The sequence below is a fragment of the Klebsiella sp. 141153 genome, from assembly GCF_032601995.1.
In the GTDB taxonomy this organism is placed as follows: Bacteria; Pseudomonadota; Gammaproteobacteria; order Enterobacterales; family Enterobacteriaceae; genus Klebsiella; species Klebsiella aerogenes.
On record NZ_JAQIRJ010000001.1, the window covers coordinates 207,936 to 226,470 of the forward strand.

Sequence of the window (18,535 nt, forward strand, 5' to 3'; positions counted from 1 at the left end):
CACTCGGCGCTTGAAGTCATTTTCAGAAAGCAAAATAATGACTTAACGATGACGTTTAGCGTGCGGAGATCCCATCAATGAATATCGACATTCGTGAACCTGCCGACCGGGATTACAGCGCCTGGCGAGCGTTATGGGAGGGGTACACGCAGTTCTATAATAGCCCGCAGCCGGACAGCGTCACCGAACATACCTGGCGGCGTTTGCGGGACCCGCATTCACCGGTAATCGGCCGGGTGGCCGTGGTTGATGGCGAGGTGCTGGGGTTTGCTATCTGCGTATTGCACGAAGGCACCTGGGTGACGACGCCAATTTGTTATCTGGAGGACCTGTTTGTTGCGCCAAAAGCCCGCGGACGGGGAGTCGCGAGAACGCTGATTCAAACCCTGCAGGCTGAAGGTAAAATTCAGGGATGGTCGCGGCTGTACTGGCACACCCGTCACGATAATCCTGCACGCCGACTGTATGATGAATTCACTCCTGCGGACGATTATGTTCGGTATCTGATGAAGCTCTAGCTGTGCGACACAGGAGAAGCAACATGGAAAAACGAATCGAAACTACCGTTAATCTGATTATGTTTCTGTCGTTACTGGCCACCGCCTGGGATCTTTCGCTGGTTCACGACTTCCCCTGGTAACATGCCGCGGCGCCGTCGGGCGCCGCTGGTACCGCACCTATTTGAGGTAATCCGCCATATACTCTTCGATCATTTCGCTGAAGCTGTGGTTGGCGCTAAACCCAAGACGCTGAGCGTAACGCGTGTCGAAATCGCCGGGCCATGAATTGACAATGCGTTCAATGGCGGCATCGGGGATGAAGGTAATGCGCTGCGCGACCTCACTGCCGGCAACCTGGCGTAACGCCGCGATCATCTGTTCGACGCTGACCGACAGCCCGCAGAGATTAATCACCCGACCGTCCGTCAACTGTGCTTCAGCCAGTTCATGCCCGTGAATTAAAGCTTTAATTGCGTTACGGGGCGACAACAGCCATAAACGAGTATCCGCCGGGACCGGGCAAACGGCGGGTTCTCCATTAAGAGGCTCGCGGATAATACCGCTGGCAAAACTCGATGCCGCCTGATTGGGCCTTCCCGGACGCACGACGATGGTGGGCATGCGCAGACTTCTGCCATTAAGCCAACCGCGTCGGCTGTAATCCGCCAGTAACAGATCGCAAATCGCTTTTTGTGTGCCGTAAGAACTCTGCGGCAACCATACCTGTGAATCGCTCACTTTTTCCGGCAAGTCGCCGCCGAACACCGCCACCGAACTGGTGGTCACCAGTTTGACGCTCTGCGGCAGCTGACGCAGGTGCTCCAGCAGTTGGCGGAAGGCATCAACGTTGATTTTCATCCCCAGCTCGAAGTCTTGTTCCGCCTGGCTTGAAACGATGGCGGCTAAATGAAAGACGCTATCGACCTGAGCGGGAATCGCGCTACGTAACCATTCGCTATCGCTGATGTCGCCGGTTAATACTTGTAAACGGCTATCGTCGATCCCCTGTAACGCCACGCGGTCGATAGCGATCAGTCTACCGATTTCTTGCGTTTCGCCCTGCGGGCCGCTTAGCGAACCACGTTGAAGCAGGGCCTTGACCAGTTGGGAGCCAAGAAATCCGGCGGCGCCGGTGACGGCAATCGTTAATGTATTATTCATGGTGATGTTCTCAATATTATTAATGGTTAACCATACGAGCAGGAATGCGGAATATCGCAGCGGCGCCGATAAACAGCGTCGCGGAGATGATTAAGGTGCCAGTTAGCGTCGAATGGGTCATATCGGTGAGCAGGCCCATGATCCACGGCGCGACAAAGCCGGCGAGATTGCCAAAGGAGTTGATTACCGCGATACCAACCGCCGCTGAAGCGCCGCCAAGGAAGGCCGTCGGTAGGCTCCAGAAGAGTGGTAGGGTGCTCAATCCGCCCGCGGCGCCAATTGTTAAGCCGATCATCGCAATCACCAAATCGTGGCTGAATAACGCCGCAATAATCATGCCCAGGCCGCTCATGACGGCGATGGCGGCGAGATGCCAGCGACGTTCTCTGTGTTTATCGGCGCTACGCGAAGCGGCAATCATGGTGACTATCGCTGCGGCATAAGGAATAGCGGTTAACAATCCGACTTTCAGCACATCGCCTTCACCGGCGTTGTGAATCAGCGTTGGCATCCAGAAACTAACGGTATAGAACCCGGCAATCAGGCAGAAATAGATAAAAGTCAGTAACCAGACCTTCGGATTCTTCAGGACGGCCAGCATTGAACCATGCTGCTCGGTTTTATGGCTGCCATCGCTGTGCAGTCGCGCCTCGAGCAACGCTTTTTCGTCATCTGAAAGCCATTTCGCCTGAGAAATGCGGTCGGTAAGCAGAAATATCACCAGTACGCCAATCAGCAGTGATGGCGCGCCTTCAATAATGTACAACCACTTCCAGCCAGCGAGACCGCCATACTCATGAAAATGGCCCATAATCCAGCCAGAAAGCGGAGCGCCGAGGATCCCCGAAAGCGGCACGGCGGTAGCAAAGAGGGCAAACATCCGTCCGCGGCGATAGCTGGGGAACCAGAACGAAAGATACAGAATTACGCCGGGATAAAAGCCTGATTCCGCCACGCCTAAAAAGAAGCGCACGGTATAAAACTCCAGCGGCGTGCGCACGAATGCCGTCAGCGGCGCGATGAGCGCCCAGGAAATAAGTAAACCGCCAAGTAAACGTCTGGCGCCGAAGCGATGAAGGATCATATTGCTGGGAATTTCAAAAAAGAAAAAGCCGATAAAAAATATTCCCGCGCCGATACCGTAAACAGTATCGGAAAAGGCCAGATCGCTCGACATTTGCAATTTAGCGATACTGACGTTGATTCGATCAAGATAGGCCAGAATATAGCAAATCATTAATAAGGGCAGCGTGCGGCGGACGACTTTCTTCCACACTAACTCTTCATTTACGGCAGGCGCAACCGCCTCCAGGCTCAACGCAGAGTGGTTTGACATAGTTCTATCTCCAGAAAATGAGCGCGCATCGGCGCTCACTGAGGCATTGATATTATGTGATTTTTAGTTATTTAACCAAGGTTGCGCCCAGCGCAGTCCGGCTTGTGTCCCGGCGCGTGGACTATATTCTGCGGCGACGTAACCCTCATATTTTTCCTGCTCGAGTACGGCGAATATCCATTGATAATCCACTTCGCCGTCAATCGGTTCCTGGCGCGCCGGTACAGATGCGATCTGGATATGGCCGATATACTCTTTAAAGTTTTTCAATAAATAAGTTAGATTGCCATCGACCTGCTGGGCGTGGAAAATATCAAGCTGCAGTCGAATATTATCGCGGTCCGCCTGGTGAATATATTCCATCGCCTGATATTGGCTGGAAAATAAATATCCCGGACGGGTGGCGGGCGATAAACCTTCAAGCAGAATGGTGATGTTATGCGGTTTGGCTCGATCCGCCGCGTAGCGTACGTTGTCAATAAACGTGTTAGCACATTGCTGCCGGTCGAACCCTTCGGTGACGCCCGCCATAACGTGTATCGCCGGGCACTGCAGAGCTGCAGCATAATGAATAGCTAAATCAATGGCTTTGCGGGCTTCCTGTTCACAGCCGGGTAAAGCCGATAACCCCCATTCGCCGCGTGCGGTATCGCCTGCCGGAGTATTGATGCCGATAAGCTTGAGGTGATGTTTCTCTAATTCGTGGGCGACGGTCGCTACGGGATATTCATAGGGGAACCACATCTCCACGGCGTTAAAACCGGCACTAGCCGCCAGGGAGAAGCGCTCCAGAAGCGGATTTTCGCCGAATAACATCGATAAATTGGCAGCAAGTTTCAACATTATTGCATTCCTCGCAGCACAGTCATTTGTTGATGATCGAGATAGTTCACCGGGCTGTTTTTCAACGTGAAGAACAGGCGGGCGGACGCTTCCATCTCTTCCAGATTGTCGGCGGCATCGCGAAGCGATTTACCCACCACCACCGGACCATGATTAGCCAGCAAAAAAGCCTTATGCTGCGCGGCGCGTTCGCCGAGCCATTGGCCAATCTGCGGATCGCCTGGGCGGAAATAGGGGACAAGCGGTATTTCACCTACCCGCATGACCACATACGGCGTGCAGGCCGGCAGGGTATTAGCCGGATCCAGATCCTGCAGGCAGGATAAAGCCGTCAGGTAGTGGCAATGCAGATGGACGACGGCGCGACACTGAGGATTGTTGCGGTACAGCGCGAGATGAAAACTCACCTCTTTTGAGGGTTTTAACCCCGAGAGCAATTCACCGCTCAGGGTCACGTGCGACAATTCTTCGGCGTTAAGCTTGCCAAGACAGGAGCCTGTCGGGGTGGCCAGAATCGTGCCGTCAGCAAGCTGGACGGAAAGATTGCCCGCCGAACCGGTTGCGTAGCCGCGTTGAAAGAAAGAGCGTGCGATAGCCACCATCTGTTGGCGTAAGGATGACTCGTTCATGCGCAAACCTCCGCGGACTGCGCGCGAGCAAAGAAATTGTCATCGCCAAAATTACCCGATTTGAGCAGCAAGAAAAGCGGTCGGGAATCTGCCTTAATCCACGGCACGCCGGGTGAGACCGCGGCGCCAATAGCGAAATGGCGAAGCTCCAGCGCTTGCGTTACCGCGCCGGAGGTTTCTCCACCAGCGACGATGAACCGGCTCACGCCTTGCTGCACAAGTTGTTTTGCCAACAGAGAAAACAGCGCCTCAACGATCAACCGGCTTGGCTCGGCGCCATAGCGTTGCTGGATGTTGTGCAGTTCGGCGACCGAAGTGGTGGCATAAATCATAGGCGCCATGTCCGCGTTGGACTGCTTTTTCAGCCATTCAACGATCTGGACGCAGTACTCATCAAGCGTCCAACGTTTATCCAGCAAACCTGCCACGTCCACGGCCAGCGATGGCGCCAGTTGGCGGTATTTTTCCACCTGCGCCTGAGTTCTCATAGAACAGGAGCCGGATAATACTACCGTGCTGGCCGCTGGCGTGGTGACGCTAAAGGGAAGGGAAGGCGCCGTGGCGTTGGCCCAGCAGCGCGCGAGACCGGCGGCTAAGCCCGATCCCCCGGTAACCAGCTTCATATCGTGCAGCGCTTGTCCCTGAATTTGCAGATGTTTATCGTTTAATGCGTCCAGTGCGATATAGCGATAGCCCGCGGCGGATAGGGTTTGGATGCCGTCGCGCACGGCCGCCTCGCCGGACTCCAGCATCTGAGCATTGATAAGGGCGCATGTTCCGCGTGACTGACGTTCCATTAAACGTCGCAGATCGCTGTCATCCATGGGATTGACCGGATGATTGCGCATACCGGATTCCTGGAGCAGGCGATCTTCAACGAATAAATGTCCCTGATACACCGTACGACCGTTAATGGGCAAGGCCGGAGAGATCACCGTGGTTGCGACGCCCAGCGCATCCATTAAGGCATCGGTGACCGGACCGATATTCCCCGCGATCGTGCTATCGAAGGTGGAGCAGTACTTAAAATAAAAACGATCGCACCCCTGTTGTTGCAACCAGTGCAGCGCATTCAGTGACAGTGTCACAGATTCTTTGGCTGGAACAGAACGTGATTTCAGACTCACGACTAATGCGCGAGCATCACCCAGGTAATCTTCTCCTGGGACGCCGCTAAACAGGCTGGTCGCTATTCCGTTATTGGCCAGAAAACTGGCGATATCCGTCGCGCCGGTAAAATCATCGGCAATTATGCCTGCTCTCATATCCAGTCCTCTTCATACAGCGAGTGTTAATTTACGGTACTATCTGTTGTTAAATGTTAATATCAATGATTCAGATGATGAATACAGCGACGGCGATCACATTAAATAACATTTATTATCTATTTTTCACATGGTGTGGCGCTGTCAATCCGATGTACAGCCCATCTGAATGTGATAAAATGTGAAAATATGAGATGACGAGACACCATCAGGAGAAATCGATGCTGCCGTTGGAAAGACAAGAGAAGATACTGGAAATCATTAAAGACAAAGGGGTGGTCAGCGTCGTCGAACTGGTCGAGGCGCTGGGCGTGTCGCATATGACGATCCGGCGCGATATTCAGCGCCTGGAGCAGCTTAACGTGCTGGCCAGCGTATCAGGGGGCGTGGCCCTGCCGCAACGAACCCGCTTGCTGAATGAACCTTCGCATCGCGATAAGACTCTGATGTTCCCACAGGAAAAGGAAGCTATTGGCCTGGCGGCGCTTAAGCATATTCCGGCGAATAGCACCGTCTATCTGGATGCCGGGACCACGACGCTGGCGTTGGCTGAAAACCTGGTTGAGCGCAAGGATTTGCTGATCGTCACCAATGATTTTGCCATTGCCAATTTGATGATTGAACGCGGGCAGTGTGAATTGATTCATACCGGCGGGCGTCTATGTCGTGAAAATCAGTCAGCCGTTGGCCACCTGACGGCGAAAATGTTAGAGAATCTGTTTATCGATGTCGCGTTTATTTCAGCGTCATCGTGGAATTTACGCGGTCTGTCGACGCCTAACGAAAATAAAGCCATCGTGAAACAGACCGTCGCGAAGGTGAGTGAAAAATGCATCCTGCTAAGCGATTCATCAAAATACGGAAAAATGGCGAATTACCTGATCCTGCCGCTGAGCGAACTTGATGTCATCATCAGCGATGACGGGCTGAGCAGCAGCGTGGTAAATCAACTGAATGCGCTTAACGTTGAGGTCGAACTGGCGACGAGGCGTTAACCAGGCGTCGCGCGACAATAAACAGCCGCGGGAACAATAACAGCACCTTTCCGTTACACTGTAACGGATAGTGTTGCTGTAACAGCGTCAGATAACGCTCTAAAAACACCTTCTTTTCTGCTTCATCAAGATTTTGCAGATACGGGCGCAGACCGGTCGCCTGCAGCCAGTCAACGATCGCCTGGTGCGATTCCAGAGGGTGATAATAGGTAGTGCGCCAGATGTCTACCTCGCAGCCGCTGTGGGTCAGCATGTCGTAATACTGCTGAACGCTGGGGAGCGGCTGTCGGCCGCTTTCCGGAAATCCCAGTTCTTCAGCAACCTGACGCATCAGAGTATGAGAGGGCTCTTGCCAGTTATCCGGCATCTGAACCGCCAGAACGCCGCCATCGCTTAACTGACCGGCCAGCCGAGGTAACAGCGTTTGATGGTCTGTGAGCCATTGCAAAGAGGCATTGGCATAAATCAGGTCAACCCGCTCTGCGGAATACCAGTTTTCGATATTCGCCGTAACGAATTCGCAATCGGGAAGCGCTTGCGTCGCCTGTTCCAGCATGGCGACGGAATTATCAACGCCGATAATTCGTGCTTCAGGCCAGGTTGCACACAGCAAGGCAGTGCTGTTACCGGGGCCGCAGCCCAGATCGACTGCCAGCTTTACCGGCTGTTGCGCAATACGCGCCGTGAGCTCAGCCGCCGGTCGGGTACGCTCATCAGCAAATTTCAGATACAGCGAGGGATTCCAGTCTGCCATAGTCGACCTCAGATTAATGTTCCGCGTTCATCAGCATAGAGGACGTAGCGCGGTTGTGAAGCTGTTTTTTAGTGACGGTGTCACTTTTTTGGGGGTGAAGGGTGCGGCGCTCATCACACAGATTGCAGGGTTTCTTCGTTACACTGGTCGTGCATATATAACAGGGATGAATGATATAATGGCCTTAACCATCAGGGTATTACTGGAAAATCGCCTTGCGGCGCACGCCGACCCGGCGTTGATAGCCAAAGCCGGGCTCAGCCTGCTCATTGAAGATGAAACCAGTAAAGTGCTGTTTGATACCGGCCCGGATGGCAGTTTTCTTGAGAATGCGCAGCGGATGGGGATTAAACTGGGGAATTTGACCGCGACGGTATTATCACACGGCCACTACGATCATTGCGGCGGCGTCCCCTGGCTGCCGGATGAGAGTCGAATTATCTGTCATCCACGTCTTGCCCAACCGCGCTATGCCGCTATCAGCCTTGGCCGGCACGTACGCAAAATCAAAAAACTCTCGCTTGAGCTCGACTATTCCCGCTTTCGCATGGAATGCTACCGGCAGCCGTTTGCCATCAGCGAACGTCTGTTGTGGTCCGGCGAAATCGTGGTAAACCGTCCGCAATCCTTTGGCGTTTTAGCCAGTACGCCGTTAACGCCTGATTATATCGTCGATGAAGGCGTCCTTATTTATCTCTCCGACCACGGTCTGGTCATTATCTGCGGCTGCGGACATCGCGGAGTAGAGAACATCGTGCGGCATTGTCAGAATATCACCGGCATTGAGCGGGTCCACGCGTTGATCGGCGGGCTACACCTGCGCGCCGCATCTGTCGCCAGGGTCTGGCAGGTCAGGAGTTACTTACAGCAGCTGCAGGTGGAGAAAATTATGGCCTGTCACTGTACCGGCGCCTGGGGAAAACTGTGGCTCGCCGGCGCACAGGCACCGGCCACCGGCGATATTTTGCAACTAGCTTAATAAGGGTTAGTCGGCATCTTTGAGCATTTCGGCGCGCCGGGCGGTGGCATAGACAAATTCCAGCATCGGCTCAAGGTCAGTATCGTGTCCCGCCTGGATGATTTTGCCACGCAGCCATTCGATTTCGCTGGTGATATCCGGATGAAAAATGTTGTTGTCCTGCGCCTTGCGTAACCATTTGAGAAGAAAATTATTTTTCCCTCTCGCTCCGCCCGATTTCTTCGTTTTTACGTGGATTTTCAGCGCGACCAGAATGCAGTAGTAAAAATGGACGCGCTGGTTGAAACTTTGATGCATGTCGGTATTTCCCGCCAGGGTAAGCCGCTCGCCGCATCAGGCGACGAGTCGAATGGAGCCAGGTCACGGGGGGATCGTTTTGTTGACGACCTCTATCACTGCACCCGTACCGCCCGGCATCTAGGACTGGATGCTCGCGGAATGGTGGCACGGATATTAAAGCGTCGTCAATTATTGATTAAATTGTTACCAGTATCATGATTAATCGGCATACATCATACGTTCGACCTGGTCTGTTGCAGACGAACCCGAAGCAGCAGGATAAACGCCATGGCGACGACCACCGCCGCCAGTAGGTACAGCGTATCGAGCGCATAATAACCCGCCACCCAACCGGCAACCGGGCCGGTCAAACCCAGCGCCAAATCGAGAAAGGCTGAATAGGTACCCAGCGCCGTGCCCTGGTTTTGTTCTTCTACCTGTTTCACCGCCTCAACGCCCAGCGCCGGGAAGACCAGCGAGAAACCAGAACCGGTGAGGAATGCGCCAATACCGGCGACCCACGCCGACGGCGCCTGCCAGATAATCAATAATCCAAGACACTCCACTACGAAGCAGACAAGCGACACCGGCACGCCGCCGTAGCGGGTAATGGTGTTGCCAAGGATCAGGCGTATACAAATAAAACCGATGCTGAAGAGAGAGAGCGTGAATGCAGCGCCTTGCCAGTGGTGAGCCGAAAAATAGAGGGTGATAAAAGTGGCGATGACGCCAAAGCCGACGGTACCCAGCGCCAGCCCCAGCCCGTAGGGCCAGATCCTGCGCACTACCACATGGAATGGCGCTCTCACTCCGGCGGTTACGCTGACATCCTGTCGCGTGCGGGCAAACAGCAGGCCAATTAGCGCAACCAGCACTACCACTACGGCAAAACCGCTGATGCCAAAATAGCTATTGAGCATCACCCCCAGCGGCGCGCCGACGGCCATTGCCACGTAGGTCGCGACGCCATTCCATGAAATCACCCGCGAGGTGTGAATCGCGCCAACGGTTTTAATGCCCCATAACGTCGCCCCGGTGGCGGTAAAGCTTTCTCCCACGCCGAGGAAAACCCGGCCAATCAACAGGGCGCTGACGGCGAGAAGCGGTATAGCTTGCAACATCACCGCCGCGAGGGTGAAGAGTCCGCTTAACATGCAGCAGATGATGCCGAGGCTAACGACCTTTTTCGGCCCCCAGATATCGGTATAGCGGCCAGCGTGAGGTCGACTTACGAGCGTTGAAATGTACTGCAGGCTGATAACGACTCCGGCGATTAGCGTACTGTACCCGAGCTGATAGTGGATGTAGCCGGGAAGCACCGCCAGCGGCAGGCCGATGGAGAGATAGCAGATACAGGTGAAAACCACGATGGAAATAATACGCAGGTTAAGCTGAGTGGTGCTAACAGAAGTGGTCATAACGCTAAGTGTTTAAAACGAAAGGGAGGATAAGCATAGCGCAAGCGCGGCGACTCCGGCGAGCGGGCGAGCATTTTATGCCAACGCTCGGTTCATTTATTGGCAAAATGACCGATAATATAGTTATACAGATGATAAATAACGCCCATATTATTTTTTAGAGTGATACCTGAGTTTGAAAGGGAAATGGATGAGTGGCCAGTCTTAGGATGGAGCACGGCAATCTATTTGCTTCCCGGAGGTCATCGCGATGAAAAAATTACTTATATTGCTCATTGTTTTTGCAGCATCCGCCTGTTCAGGAGGTTCCTCATCATCCTCGGGCATGGCGCCGGGTCAGGGGCTTGATTCGCAAACCTGCATGAACGACACCATTGATGCTAACAGCGCCTGCGGCCATTCGGTTGCGCCACAGTTTAATTGATAGAAGACAGCCTGAGAGAGGAGCGCGCCTCAAATCAGGCTGCCGACTATTTTAACGGGCAAAGCGCTTCGAACCGATCACGCAGAAAATGATGCCAAGCGTGACGACTACCATCAACGGGCTCACTGCTTCATGAAGGAGCAGCGCCGCCAGCGCCAGGCCGAAAAAGGGCTGCAATAGCTGGAGTTGACCGACCGCCGCAATACCGCCGATTGCCAGTCCCCGATACCAGAAGATAAAGCCTACCAGCATGCTGAATAACGAGACATAGGCCAGCGCCGTCCATGCAGACGCACTGATACCACTGAAGCTGACGGGAAGCGTTAAGCCGCAGGCTATCAACATCAGGGGTAGGGACAGGAGCAGCGCCCAACAGATGACCGCCAGCCCGCCAAGCTCTCGGGTGAGGCGCCCCCCCTCGGCATAACCCAATCCGCAGACCACTACCGCCGCCAGCATTAGCAGATCGCCCGCGACGGAGATCCCGGCATTACCGGCCAGCGCGAAACTGGCCACCAGCACGCTGCCCAGCAGCGAGAATCCCCAAAAGGCAGGGCGCGGTCTCTCACCACCGCGGATCACCGCGAAAATCGCCGTCGCCAGCGGCAATAACCCAATAAAAACAATTGAGTGTGCGGATGTCACCCGCTGTAGCGCCAGCGCCGTCAGCAGCGGAAAGCCGATGACCACGCCGCCGGCAACCAGCGCCAGTGAACGCCATTGTCCCGCTTGCGGGCGCGGCAGGCGTAAAAGCCAGATCAGGCCCAGCGCAAGCACCCCGGCAATCGCACCACGACAGAAAGTCAGGAAAAAAGGATCGAATTCCTGCACGGCGATGCGGGTGGCGGGTAGCGAGCCGCTAAAAATAGCGACGCCGATAAAGCCGTTTATCCAACCGGATATGGAAGTGGAAGCGCGACGGTTGTGCACGTGTGACCTCTTTGTAGTGATAGTTAAGGTGGTTGACCGGGTCGATAGTAGGTCGCACAATTCATGACAATCAAATAATTGTCATGGATACAATGACGATGAAAAACCGCTATAAATCTCTGGTTGATCGCTATGCGGCAGCAATCCGCAGCGGTGCGCTGGCGGCTGGCAGCCAACTGCCGACCCATCGGCAATTGGTCGTTGAACACGGAATTTCTCTGGCTACCGCGACGCGGGTCTACAGTGAACTGGCGTTAATGGGGCTGGTTAGCGGTGAAACGGGACGCGGCACTTTTGTGCGTGAACTGAGCTTGCCGCCGGGGCTGGGTGTCGATCAGCACGCCATTGCCCCGGATATGATCGATCTTAATTTCAACTCTCCGGCGTTGCCGGAACAAACCGTTCTCCTGCGCGAGGCCTTAAAAAAACTCTCTGGCGCGGGCGATCTGGAGGCGTTGTTACGCTATCAACCGCACGCCGGACGCATGAGCGAACGGGAAATAGTGGCCCGGCATCTTAACAGACAGGGTATTGCGGCCAGCGCCGGGCAGGTCGCTATCGTTAACGGCGCTCAGCATGGGCTGGCGGTCACGCTCGGCGGCCTGCTGCGTCCCGGCGATGTGGTTGCGGCAGATGCATTGACCTATCCGGGATTTCGCGCCCTCGCCAGGCTCTATCAACTTGAACTGGTTGCTATCCCGCACACAACACAAGGGCCGGATCTCGACATGCTTCGCAGCCTGTGTGAAAAACGGCGGGTAAAAGCGATTTACACCATGCCGACGCTGCATAACCCTCTCGGCTGGGTAATGAATCTGGCGCAGCGTAGTCAACTGGTTGATATTGCCCGCCAGTTCGATTTGTTCCTCATTGAGGATGCCGCCTATGCATGGTTGATTGACAACGCGCCGCCGCCGCTGATGTCTCTGGCGCCTGAGCGTACGGTCTATGTGTGCGGTTTTTCAAAAAACATCGCCACCGGTTTACGGGTTGGCATGGTGGTATGCCGCGAGGCGTTAATGCCGGCGATAGAGCGGACGATCCGCGCCACCAGCTGGAATACGCCGGCCTTAACGACGGCGCTGGTCTGCGGCTGGATCCAGGATGGGACGCTGGCCCGGCTCGAAACTATAATGCGCGCAGATGCGCGGAGGCGGCAGGTCATCGCCCGTCAGGCGTTGGCTGGCTTACCAATGATTGGCAATGAAAATGCCTGGTTCCTTTGGCTGCCGTTGGGCGAGGAGATCCGCGCCGATCGCGTCGTGAAACAGCTGCTAACCATGAATATCGCTATTTCCACCGCCGAACCGTATAGCGTCGGCCGTGATGTGCCGCATGCTTTACGTCTGGCGCTGGCGTCACCGAGTCTCGATAAACTGAGCGCCGCGCTGAAGATAATGAGGCCCATTATCGAGTACGGCGTTTAACGACCATTTGCTTCTGACAACCATCCTTCGTCTCTAATCGAAGTATCTTGCGGTTGGTGCTTTTACTCTTTGCCTTAGCGCGACGACTTGCTCGGCGCATTATGCTATTCCATAATAAAAAGAGAATAAAAATTAAATGATATTCTCTTTTTGAGATTAATTGTGCAAGGGGTAACGGAGATGCGACAAATCAGGCCGCAGATAAACGCTTTCTTATTAGCGCTGGCAGGGGCGACGGTATTAATGATTGGTATGGGTTACGGCCGCTTCGCCTTCACCGGGATCCTGCCGGTGATGTTAAGCGATCAGATCCTGACGCTGCGTCAGGGTAATCTGGCCGCCTCCGCTAATTATGCCGGATACCTGCTGGGAGCATTGTTGCTGGCGAAGGCAAAGCCGGAGCAGGCGACCAGAATGAATATTGTCTCGGTCATTCTGACGCTAATTTGTCTGGCGCTACTGGCCTGGCTGCGCTCGCCGCTGGCTATCATTATTCTGCGCGGGTTGGCCGGGGTACTCAGTGCGGTAACGCTTATCTCCGCCTCGTTATGGCTACTGCAGCATATGAAACATCATAACGGCGCGCCGGTACTGTTTGCCGGTGTCGGGGTGGGGATCTTTTTGTCGGCGGAGTTTATTGCCGCCGGTAAAGCGCTGGCGTTTAGCAGTCAGCAAATCTGGCTACTGTGCGCCATCACGGCGACGGTGCTGTTTTTATGCGCCTTGCGCGGATTATTAAGCCCGGCGGATTCGCTGCTGGCGTTACACCGCGGGCCCGCAACAGCGATGCCGAGCGACAATGGGCGCACGGGCGATGCGGTAAAATTGCTGCTGATTTATGGCCTCGCGGGTTTCGGCTACATCATCACCGCGACCTATTTGCCGCTGTTTTTGCACGGCGCGCTATCGGGTATCGACCCGGTGCACCTGTGGGCGGTATTTGGTCTCGCGGCGGTACCTTCCTGTTTTATCTGGCACCAACTTGTACTAAAAATTGGCTATCAGCGGGCATTTTGTAGCAATCTCGTTATTCAGGCCTTCGGCGTGGCCTTACCGGCATGGAGCCACTCATTCACCTTTTGTCTGTTGAGTGCGCTGCTGGTTGGGGCGACCTTCCTTGGGACGGTAACCATTGCCTTGTCAGAGGGCAAGCGGCTAAATCAGGCGGTAAAATTTAATATGATTGCCGCGCTCACGGCGACTTACGGCGTCGGGCAGATAATCGGGCCGCTGGTCGCCGATGGGTTATACAGCCTGACGGGATCGTTTAATCCTTCACTATTGACGGCCAGCGGCGTGTTGCTGGGAGCCGCCGGGCTGGTTGCCTGTGGCCGGCGTCAGCAATAACTGGCGCAGGGCGTCGAGAATAGGCGACACATACCCGCGGCGCCAGATAAGCTGGGTGGCGGCCTGGGTCACGTATTGCGTCTGGCATCCTGCGGGCAGCGTGAGCAGGGCCAGGACGCTTTCCGGGAGCAAACAGGCGTAGCGACCGGTGGCGACGTTAGCCATCATCGCGTGATAGGAGCTGACTTCGACGATGTCCACGTGCGTTCCCGTCTGCTGCAGATATTCGATGCCGCGTTGGCGGTAGGTACATCCTGCCGGGAAGGCGGCAAAGCGGTAGTCGCGCCCATCGACAGGGGAGATCAGGACCAGCTGTTCGATGAAAAGCGGTAGATATTCAAGCGTTTGTGGGCATTGAAGGCTGCCGTCTGGGCCGGCCGGCAGTGAAACCAGCGCGCAGTCCAGCGTTGCGTTTTCGACCAGTTCAGTCAGCTGACGGGTGGGCATGGTACGCAATGTCAGGTCGGCGTCCGGACAGCGTTGCTGAAACAAAGGCAATATGGCCGGCAGGCGGCTGGCGGCGCAGGCTTCCATCGCGCCGAGTTTTAACGTCCCCGAGGGCCGTGCCGGGTGCAGCGCCAGTTTGGCCTCTTCGGCAAGGCTTAAAATTCGCCGCGCGTAGCTGAGGAAGTTTTGTCCGGCGGGTGAAAGCAGCATCTTCTTGTTTCCGCGCACGAAAAGCTCGACTTCCAGCTCCTCTTCAAGCTGCTGAATGCGCGTGGTGATATTGGATTGCGCGCGACCAAGTTGTTTCGCCGCCTGAGTGACGCTTTGCGTTTCGGCCACCAGTTTAAAGATCAGTAATGTGGTGTGGTTCATATTTTTCTTCTCAATATGACAATGGAGTTGATCTTATCATCTTAAAAAGAGATGGTTAATGTCTCACATCGCAAATTGCGCAGGATCGTCAATGAATCAACATTTAATGCAATTGCTTAATATTCGTTACCCGATTATTCAGGCGCCGATGGCGGGCGTGTCGACGCCGGCCCTGGCTGCGGCGGTAAGCAATGCCGGGGGATTGGGTTCGCTGGGACTCGGCGCGTCGACGGTTACGCAGGCGCAGGCGCTTATTGAACAAACCCGGAAGCTCACCGAACGTCCCTTTAACGTCAACCTTTTCTGTCATACGCCGTCGCGCCGCGATGCCGTTCAGGAAGCGCAGTGGCTGGCGCGGTTAGCTCCGTCGTTTGCCCGCTATCACGGCACGCCGCCGAAACAGCTTAACGAGATTTATCAGAGCTTCCATCAACATCAATCCATGCTCGATATGCTGCTTGAAGAGAAGCCGGCGGTGGTGAGTTTTCATTTTGGCGTGCCGTCTTCGGAGGTTATTCGCCGCTTCCAGCAACAGGGAACGGTGACGATGGCGTCCGCCACCTGCGTCGCGGAAGCGCGATTAATTGCGCAAGCGGGTATTGATGTCGTTATTGCGCAAGGGTATGAGGCCGGTGGCCATCGGGGGATTTTTGACCCGCACGGCGACGATCGTCAAATGAGCACCTTCACTCTGCTTCAGGCACTACTGCGGGCCGTCGATTTACCCATTATCGCCGCCGGCGGCATTATGCATGGAACGGCGATAGCCAGTCTGATGCAGCTCGGCGCGTCGGGCGTTCAGCTGGGAACCGCGTTTTTATTATGCCCGGAAGCGGGTATAGATAGTGGATATCGACAGGCGCTCACGCAAAATAGTGACGTTGTCACCTTTTTGACGGCGGCCATTTCGGGTCGGCCAGCACGCTGCGTTAAAAATAGCTGGAGCGAAATGGTGGCTTCATTCAATGAACGGGACATTCCCGCCTATCCGCTCGCTTATGACGCCGGAAAAGCGCTGGCGACGGCAGCAAAGGCGCAGGGCGATCATGGTTTCGGCGCGCACTGGGCGGGACAAGGGGTGGCGATGATCCGCGAAATGCCGGCGGCAGACCTGGTCAGGGTTCTGGTGGTAGAAGGCGGCCTGCAGTAGCCGCCTGCGAATGAGAACTTAGCGGCGATGGGCAAGCTGTCGTACCAGCCTGTCGCCGATCATTTGTACGCCCTGAACCATCACCACCAGAATCAGTACCGTACCGACCATCACCTGATCGTTAAAACGCTGATAACCGTAGCGAATCGCCAGGTCTCCAAGCCCGCCGCCGCCAATGACGCCCGCCATCGATGAAAAGCCAATCAGCATCACGATAGTCAGGGTGATCCCGGCAAGCAGGGTCGGTAGCGCCTCCGGCAGCAGCGATTTAAAGATAACGTGCCACAGATTACCGCCCATCGACAGAATGGCTTCAATGCGCCCGTAATCCACTTCATCCAGCGCGTTTTCGGTCAGCCGCGCGAAAAACGGAAAAGCGCCGATAGTAATCGGCACGACGGCCGCGGTGCTGCCCAAGGTGGTGCCGATAATCAAACGGGTGAAGGGGATCAGCGCAATGAGCAGTACAATAAACGGCAGCGATCGGCCAAAATTGATAATCGCCCCCAGCAGCGCATTCAGTTTCGGCATCGGCGCCAGGCCGTTGCGCCGGGAGACAAACAGTAACACGCCGACCGGCAGGCCGATTAAGATGGTAAACAGCGCCGCCAGCCCCACCATATAGAGGGTTTCAAGGCTGCCTTCCCATAATAAGGGCCATAAATCTTCCCAGCTCATGCGACTACGCATAAAGGCCTCCCGTGAAAGCCGTGGCGGGCAAGGAAATCTTGCTCCGCCTGCGGATTATGCAGTAACGACTGACGTAATCTGGACCACGGCGCCACCAGCAGATCGGCGATTTTCCCGCTCTCGATGACTTCGCCATGCTCCAGCAGCGCCGCGTGATCGCACAGCGTTTTGACGACTTCCAGCTCATGGGTAATAAGCACGATAGTCAGATTGAGCCGCTGATTGATATCGGCCAGTAACGCCAGCACCGAGGCGGTGGTTTCCGGATCGAGGGCGCTGGTTGCTTCGTCGCATAGCAGCACATCCGGGCCGGCCGCCAGCGCGCGGGCGATGCCGACGCGCTGCTTTTGACCGCCGGAAAGCTGGGATGGAAAGGCGGTTGCTTTATCCGCCAGTCCAACCAACTCCAGCAACTCGAGCACGCGTTCGCGGCGCGCACGTTTGTCGACACCGGCGATTTCCAGCGGTACCGCGACGTTGTCAGCCACGTTGCGGGCATGCAGCAGGTTGAAGTGCTGGAAGATCATTCCGGTGCGCAGACAGTGCTGACGTAAACCGGCTTTGTCTAACTGAGTGATATCCTGTCCGTTCACCACAATCCGGCCCGTAGAGGGCCGTTCGAGTAAATTGAGACAGCGGATCAGCGTGCTTTTGCCTGCGCCGCTGCGCCCGAGAATGCCATAAATCGCGCCTTTCGGGATCTGCAGCGACACGTCGTTCAACGCCGGTCGGCCTGTTCCGGCATAGGTTTTACTCAGCCCGACGACCTCAATCATGATTGCGGCGCTACCGGGATAACCGAGCCGTTATAGTTTTTGCGAATAAACTCGGCAACCTGCGGTGAGGTGAGATCTTTGGCCAGCGCTTTAATGCGTGGGTCATTAGCCAACTGCGGCGTCGTCACCAGGATATTGGCGTAGGGGTTGTTGTTCGCGCTCTCCAGTCCTAACGCATCTTTCGCCGGTACCAGTCCCGCCTCCAGCGCGTAGTTGCCGTTAATAACCGCTAAATCGACATCGTCTAATGAACGCGGGATCTGCGGTGATTCAATTTCGAGGATCTTCAGATGTTTGGGGTTTTCCACGATGTCTTTCGGGGTGGCTAACGTGGTCGCCGGGTTGGTGAATTTAGCGCCGAGTTTGATTAATCCCTGGCTTTGCAGCAGGAACAAGGCGCGACTGAGATTGGTGGTGTTGTTCGGCACCGCGACGGTCCCGTTTTCCGGAACGGAATTTAAGTCTTTGTGCTTACGGGAATAAATACCCAGCGGTTCAATATGCACTGTGGCAGCGACGGCAAAAGTCTTACCCAGCGCTTTTTCCTGGTCCTTCAAATAGGGAACGTGCTGGAAGTAGTTGGCATCAACATCGCCATTCGCCAGCAGTTCGTTGGCGTTGACGCCGCTGGTGAGTTCGACCACTTTGATATCGAGACTGGGATCGATTTTTTTGATGTAATTGAGGATCTCAGCGTGCGGCACCGGGTCAGCGGCAACGCGCAGCGCGGCAGCCTGGGCGGATGTCCATGCCAGAGAAAGAGATAAAGCGACCCCTGCCAGTTTGAATGCGGCATATTTCATGTTGTTATCC

At 55.2% G+C, this 18,535-nt stretch carries 20 protein-coding genes; 7 read left to right on the forward strand and 13 right to left on the reverse strand.

The genetic code is table 11. The features are described 5' to 3' along the window. Positions 1-77: 77 nt before the first annotated feature. Positions 78-518 (forward strand): GNAT family N-acetyltransferase, encoded by a 441-nt coding sequence (locus tag PGS10_RS01025; protein WP_316422246.1) that lies wholly within the window; start codon positions 78-80, stop codon positions 516-518. Positions 519-677: 159 nt separating this feature from the next. On the opposite strand, the gene denD is transcribed toward PGS10_RS01025, so the two are convergent. The 5 genes from denD to otnK all read right to left on the reverse strand — a co-directional run bounded on the left by denD (position 678) and on the right by otnK (position 5,734). Then, positions 678-1,661, reverse strand: coding sequence for a D-erythronate dehydrogenase (gene denD, locus PGS10_RS01030; protein WP_047048165.1), 984 nt, complete (start codon positions 1,659-1,661; stop codon positions 678-680). A gap of 19 nt (positions 1,662-1,680) precedes the next feature. Continuing rightward, the gene (locus PGS10_RS01035; RefSeq protein WP_045394499.1) at positions 1,681-2,997 is read right to left on the reverse strand and encodes an MFS transporter; all 1,317 of its coding nucleotides are present in this window, start codon (positions 2,995-2,997) and stop codon (positions 1,681-1,683) included. A 63-nt stretch (positions 2,998-3,060) separates the two neighbouring features. Then, positions 3,061-3,840, reverse strand: coding sequence for a 2-oxo-tetronate isomerase (gene otnI / locus PGS10_RS01040; RefSeq protein ID WP_316422247.1), 780 nt, complete (start codon positions 3,838-3,840; stop codon positions 3,061-3,063). Next, positions 3,840-4,469, reverse strand: a complete 630-nt coding sequence (locus tag PGS10_RS01045) for an aldolase (RefSeq protein ID WP_316422248.1) — start codon at positions 4,467-4,469, stop codon at positions 3,840-3,842. Before PGS10_RS01045 ends, otnI begins: the two co-directional genes overlap by 1 nt. Continuing rightward, on the reverse strand, positions 4,466-5,734 hold the full coding sequence (otnK, locus tag PGS10_RS01050) for a 3-oxo-tetronate kinase (protein ID WP_213797256.1): 1,269 nt from the start codon (positions 5,732-5,734) through the stop codon (positions 4,466-4,468). The genes PGS10_RS01045 and otnK overlap by 4 nt, the downstream gene beginning before the upstream one ends. A gap of 221 nt (positions 5,735-5,955) precedes the next feature. Between otnK and PGS10_RS01055 the strand changes: the two genes are divergently transcribed. Then, positions 5,956-6,729, forward strand: a complete 774-nt coding sequence (locus PGS10_RS01055) for a DeoR/GlpR family DNA-binding transcription regulator (protein ID WP_045394489.1) — start codon at positions 5,956-5,958, stop codon at positions 6,727-6,729. On the opposite strand, the gene tam is transcribed toward PGS10_RS01055, so the two are convergent. Next, entirely contained in the window at positions 6,695-7,483 is a 789-nt protein-coding gene (gene tam, locus PGS10_RS01060; protein WP_316422249.1) for a trans-aconitate 2-methyltransferase, read from the reverse strand. The genes PGS10_RS01055 and tam overlap by 35 nt on opposite strands. Before the next feature lie 178 nt (positions 7,484-7,661). On the opposite strand from tam, the gene PGS10_RS01065 reads away from it, so the two are divergent. Beyond that, on the forward strand, positions 7,662-8,462 hold the full coding sequence (locus PGS10_RS01065; RefSeq protein ID WP_315710362.1) for an MBL fold metallo-hydrolase: 801 nt from the start codon (positions 7,662-7,664) through the stop codon (positions 8,460-8,462). Between the two features lie 6 nt (positions 8,463-8,468). Here the strand turns inward: PGS10_RS01065 and PGS10_RS01070 are convergent, their stop codons facing one another. Both PGS10_RS01070 and PGS10_RS01075 read right to left on the reverse strand, forming a co-directional pair. Then, positions 8,469-8,759: a hypothetical protein gene (locus PGS10_RS01070; RefSeq protein ID WP_015366702.1), complete on the reverse strand. Its 291-nt coding sequence runs from the start codon at positions 8,757-8,759 to the stop codon at positions 8,469-8,471. A gap of 215 nt (positions 8,760-8,974) precedes the next feature. Then, entirely contained in the window at positions 8,975-10,159 is a 1,185-nt protein-coding gene (locus PGS10_RS01075; RefSeq protein ID WP_108418527.1) for an MFS transporter, read from the reverse strand. Between the two features lie 250 nt (positions 10,160-10,409). Here PGS10_RS01075 and PGS10_RS01080 point away from each other — a divergent pair, with 250 nt between their 5' ends. Further along, positions 10,410-10,583 (forward strand): hypothetical protein, encoded by a 174-nt coding sequence (locus PGS10_RS01080; RefSeq protein ID WP_162184068.1) that lies wholly within the window; start codon positions 10,410-10,412, stop codon positions 10,581-10,583. Between the two features lie 51 nt (positions 10,584-10,634). On the opposite strand, the gene PGS10_RS01085 is transcribed toward PGS10_RS01080, so the two are convergent. Continuing rightward, positions 10,635-11,513 carry a DMT family transporter gene (locus PGS10_RS01085; RefSeq protein WP_289576322.1) on the reverse strand — a complete coding sequence of 293 codons (879 nt, stop codon included), beginning with the start codon at positions 11,511-11,513 and terminating at the stop codon, positions 10,635-10,637. Positions 11,514-11,611: 98 nt separating this feature from the next. Here PGS10_RS01085 and PGS10_RS01090 point away from each other — a divergent pair, with 98 nt between their 5' ends. Together PGS10_RS01090 and PGS10_RS01095 are read left to right on the forward strand one after the other, a co-directional pair. Further along, a complete protein-coding gene (locus PGS10_RS01090; protein WP_047079215.1) occupies positions 11,612-12,940 on the forward strand; it encodes a PLP-dependent aminotransferase family protein in 1,329 nt (442 codons plus the stop codon). A gap of 180 nt (positions 12,941-13,120) precedes the next feature. Beyond that, positions 13,121-14,287 carry a YbfB/YjiJ family MFS transporter gene (locus PGS10_RS01095; protein ID WP_316422250.1) on the forward strand — a complete coding sequence of 389 codons (1,167 nt, stop codon included), beginning with the start codon at positions 13,121-13,123 and terminating at the stop codon, positions 14,285-14,287. Here PGS10_RS01095 and PGS10_RS01100 read toward each other — a convergent pair. Next, on the reverse strand, positions 14,219-15,106 hold the full coding sequence (locus PGS10_RS01100) for a LysR family transcriptional regulator (protein ID WP_316422251.1): 888 nt from the start codon (positions 15,104-15,106) through the stop codon (positions 14,219-14,221). The genes PGS10_RS01095 and PGS10_RS01100 overlap by 69 nt on opposite strands. Before the next feature lie 91 nt (positions 15,107-15,197). Here PGS10_RS01100 and PGS10_RS01105 point away from each other — a divergent pair, with 91 nt between their 5' ends. Then, positions 15,198-16,256 carry an NAD(P)H-dependent flavin oxidoreductase gene (locus PGS10_RS01105; RefSeq protein ID WP_316422252.1) on the forward strand — a complete coding sequence of 353 codons (1,059 nt, stop codon included), beginning with the start codon at positions 15,198-15,200 and terminating at the stop codon, positions 16,254-16,256. 18 nt (positions 16,257-16,274) lie between these two features. On the opposite strand, the gene PGS10_RS01110 is transcribed toward PGS10_RS01105, so the two are convergent. Genes PGS10_RS01110 through PGS10_RS01120 form a run of 3 tightly spaced genes read right to left on the reverse strand, consistent with a single transcriptional unit; the run spans position 16,275 to position 18,525 of the window. Beyond that, the gene (locus PGS10_RS01110; RefSeq protein ID WP_161798788.1) at positions 16,275-16,934 is read right to left on the reverse strand and encodes a methionine ABC transporter permease; all 660 of its coding nucleotides are present in this window, start codon (positions 16,932-16,934) and stop codon (positions 16,275-16,277) included. Beyond that, positions 16,931-17,722, reverse strand: coding sequence for a methionine ABC transporter ATP-binding protein (locus tag PGS10_RS01115; protein WP_316422253.1), 792 nt, complete (start codon positions 17,720-17,722; stop codon positions 16,931-16,933). The genes PGS10_RS01110 and PGS10_RS01115 overlap by 4 nt, the downstream gene beginning before the upstream one ends. Further along, a complete protein-coding gene (locus tag PGS10_RS01120; protein ID WP_316422255.1) occupies positions 17,719-18,525 on the reverse strand; it encodes a MetQ/NlpA family ABC transporter substrate-binding protein in 807 nt (268 codons plus the stop codon). Before PGS10_RS01120 ends, PGS10_RS01115 begins: the two co-directional genes overlap by 4 nt. Positions 18,526-18,535: the final 10 nt, after the last annotated feature.

What these genes read in the sequence shown, in the direction of transcription:
- PGS10_RS01025 (WP_316422246.1), top strand. Translation starts at nt 78, where the DNA reads ATGAATATCGACATTCGTGAACCTGCCGACCGGGATTACAGCGCCTGG.
- denD (WP_047048165.1), bottom strand. Translation starts at nt 1,661, where the DNA reads ATGAATAATACATTAACGATTGCCGTCACCGGCGCCGCCGGATTTCTT.
- PGS10_RS01035 (WP_045394499.1), bottom strand. Translation starts at nt 2,997, where the DNA reads ATGTCAAACCACTCTGCGTTGAGCCTGGAGGCGGTTGCGCCTGCCGTA.
- otnI (WP_316422247.1), bottom strand. Translation starts at nt 3,840, where the DNA reads ATGTTGAAACTTGCTGCCAATTTATCGATGTTATTCGGCGAAAATCCG.
- PGS10_RS01045 (WP_316422248.1), bottom strand. Translation starts at nt 4,469, where the DNA reads ATGAACGAGTCATCCTTACGCCAACAGATGGTGGCTATCGCACGCTCT.
- otnK (WP_213797256.1), bottom strand. Translation starts at nt 5,734, where the DNA reads ATGAGAGCAGGCATAATTGCCGATGATTTTACCGGCGCGACGGATATC.
- PGS10_RS01055 (WP_045394489.1), top strand. Translation starts at nt 5,956, where the DNA reads ATGCTGCCGTTGGAAAGACAAGAGAAGATACTGGAAATCATTAAAGAC.
- tam (WP_316422249.1), bottom strand. Translation starts at nt 7,483, where the DNA reads ATGGCAGACTGGAATCCCTCGCTGTATCTGAAATTTGCTGATGAGCGT.
- PGS10_RS01065 (WP_315710362.1), top strand. Translation starts at nt 7,662, where the DNA reads ATGGCCTTAACCATCAGGGTATTACTGGAAAATCGCCTTGCGGCGCAC.
- PGS10_RS01070 (WP_015366702.1), bottom strand. Translation starts at nt 8,759, where the DNA reads ATGCATCAAAGTTTCAACCAGCGCGTCCATTTTTACTACTGCATTCTG.
- PGS10_RS01075 (WP_108418527.1), bottom strand. Translation starts at nt 10,159, where the DNA reads ATGACCACTTCTGTTAGCACCACTCAGCTTAACCTGCGTATTATTTCC.
- PGS10_RS01080 (WP_162184068.1), top strand. Translation starts at nt 10,410, where the DNA reads ATGAAAAAATTACTTATATTGCTCATTGTTTTTGCAGCATCCGCCTGT.
- PGS10_RS01090 (WP_047079215.1), top strand. Translation starts at nt 11,612, where the DNA reads ATGAAAAACCGCTATAAATCTCTGGTTGATCGCTATGCGGCAGCAATC.
- PGS10_RS01095 (WP_316422250.1), top strand. Translation starts at nt 13,121, where the DNA reads ATGCGACAAATCAGGCCGCAGATAAACGCTTTCTTATTAGCGCTGGCA.
- PGS10_RS01100 (WP_316422251.1), bottom strand. Translation starts at nt 15,106, where the DNA reads ATGAACCACACCACATTACTGATCTTTAAACTGGTGGCCGAAACGCAA.
- PGS10_RS01105 (WP_316422252.1), top strand. Translation starts at nt 15,198, where the DNA reads ATGAATCAACATTTAATGCAATTGCTTAATATTCGTTACCCGATTATT.
- PGS10_RS01110 (WP_161798788.1), bottom strand. Translation starts at nt 16,934, where the DNA reads ATGAGCTGGGAAGATTTATGGCCCTTATTATGGGAAGGCAGCCTTGAA.
- PGS10_RS01115 (WP_316422253.1), bottom strand. Translation starts at nt 17,722, where the DNA reads ATGATTGAGGTCGTCGGGCTGAGTAAAACCTATGCCGGAACAGGCCGA.
- PGS10_RS01120 (WP_316422255.1), bottom strand. Translation starts at nt 18,525, where the DNA reads ATGAAATATGCCGCATTCAAACTGGCAGGGGTCGCTTTATCTCTTTCT.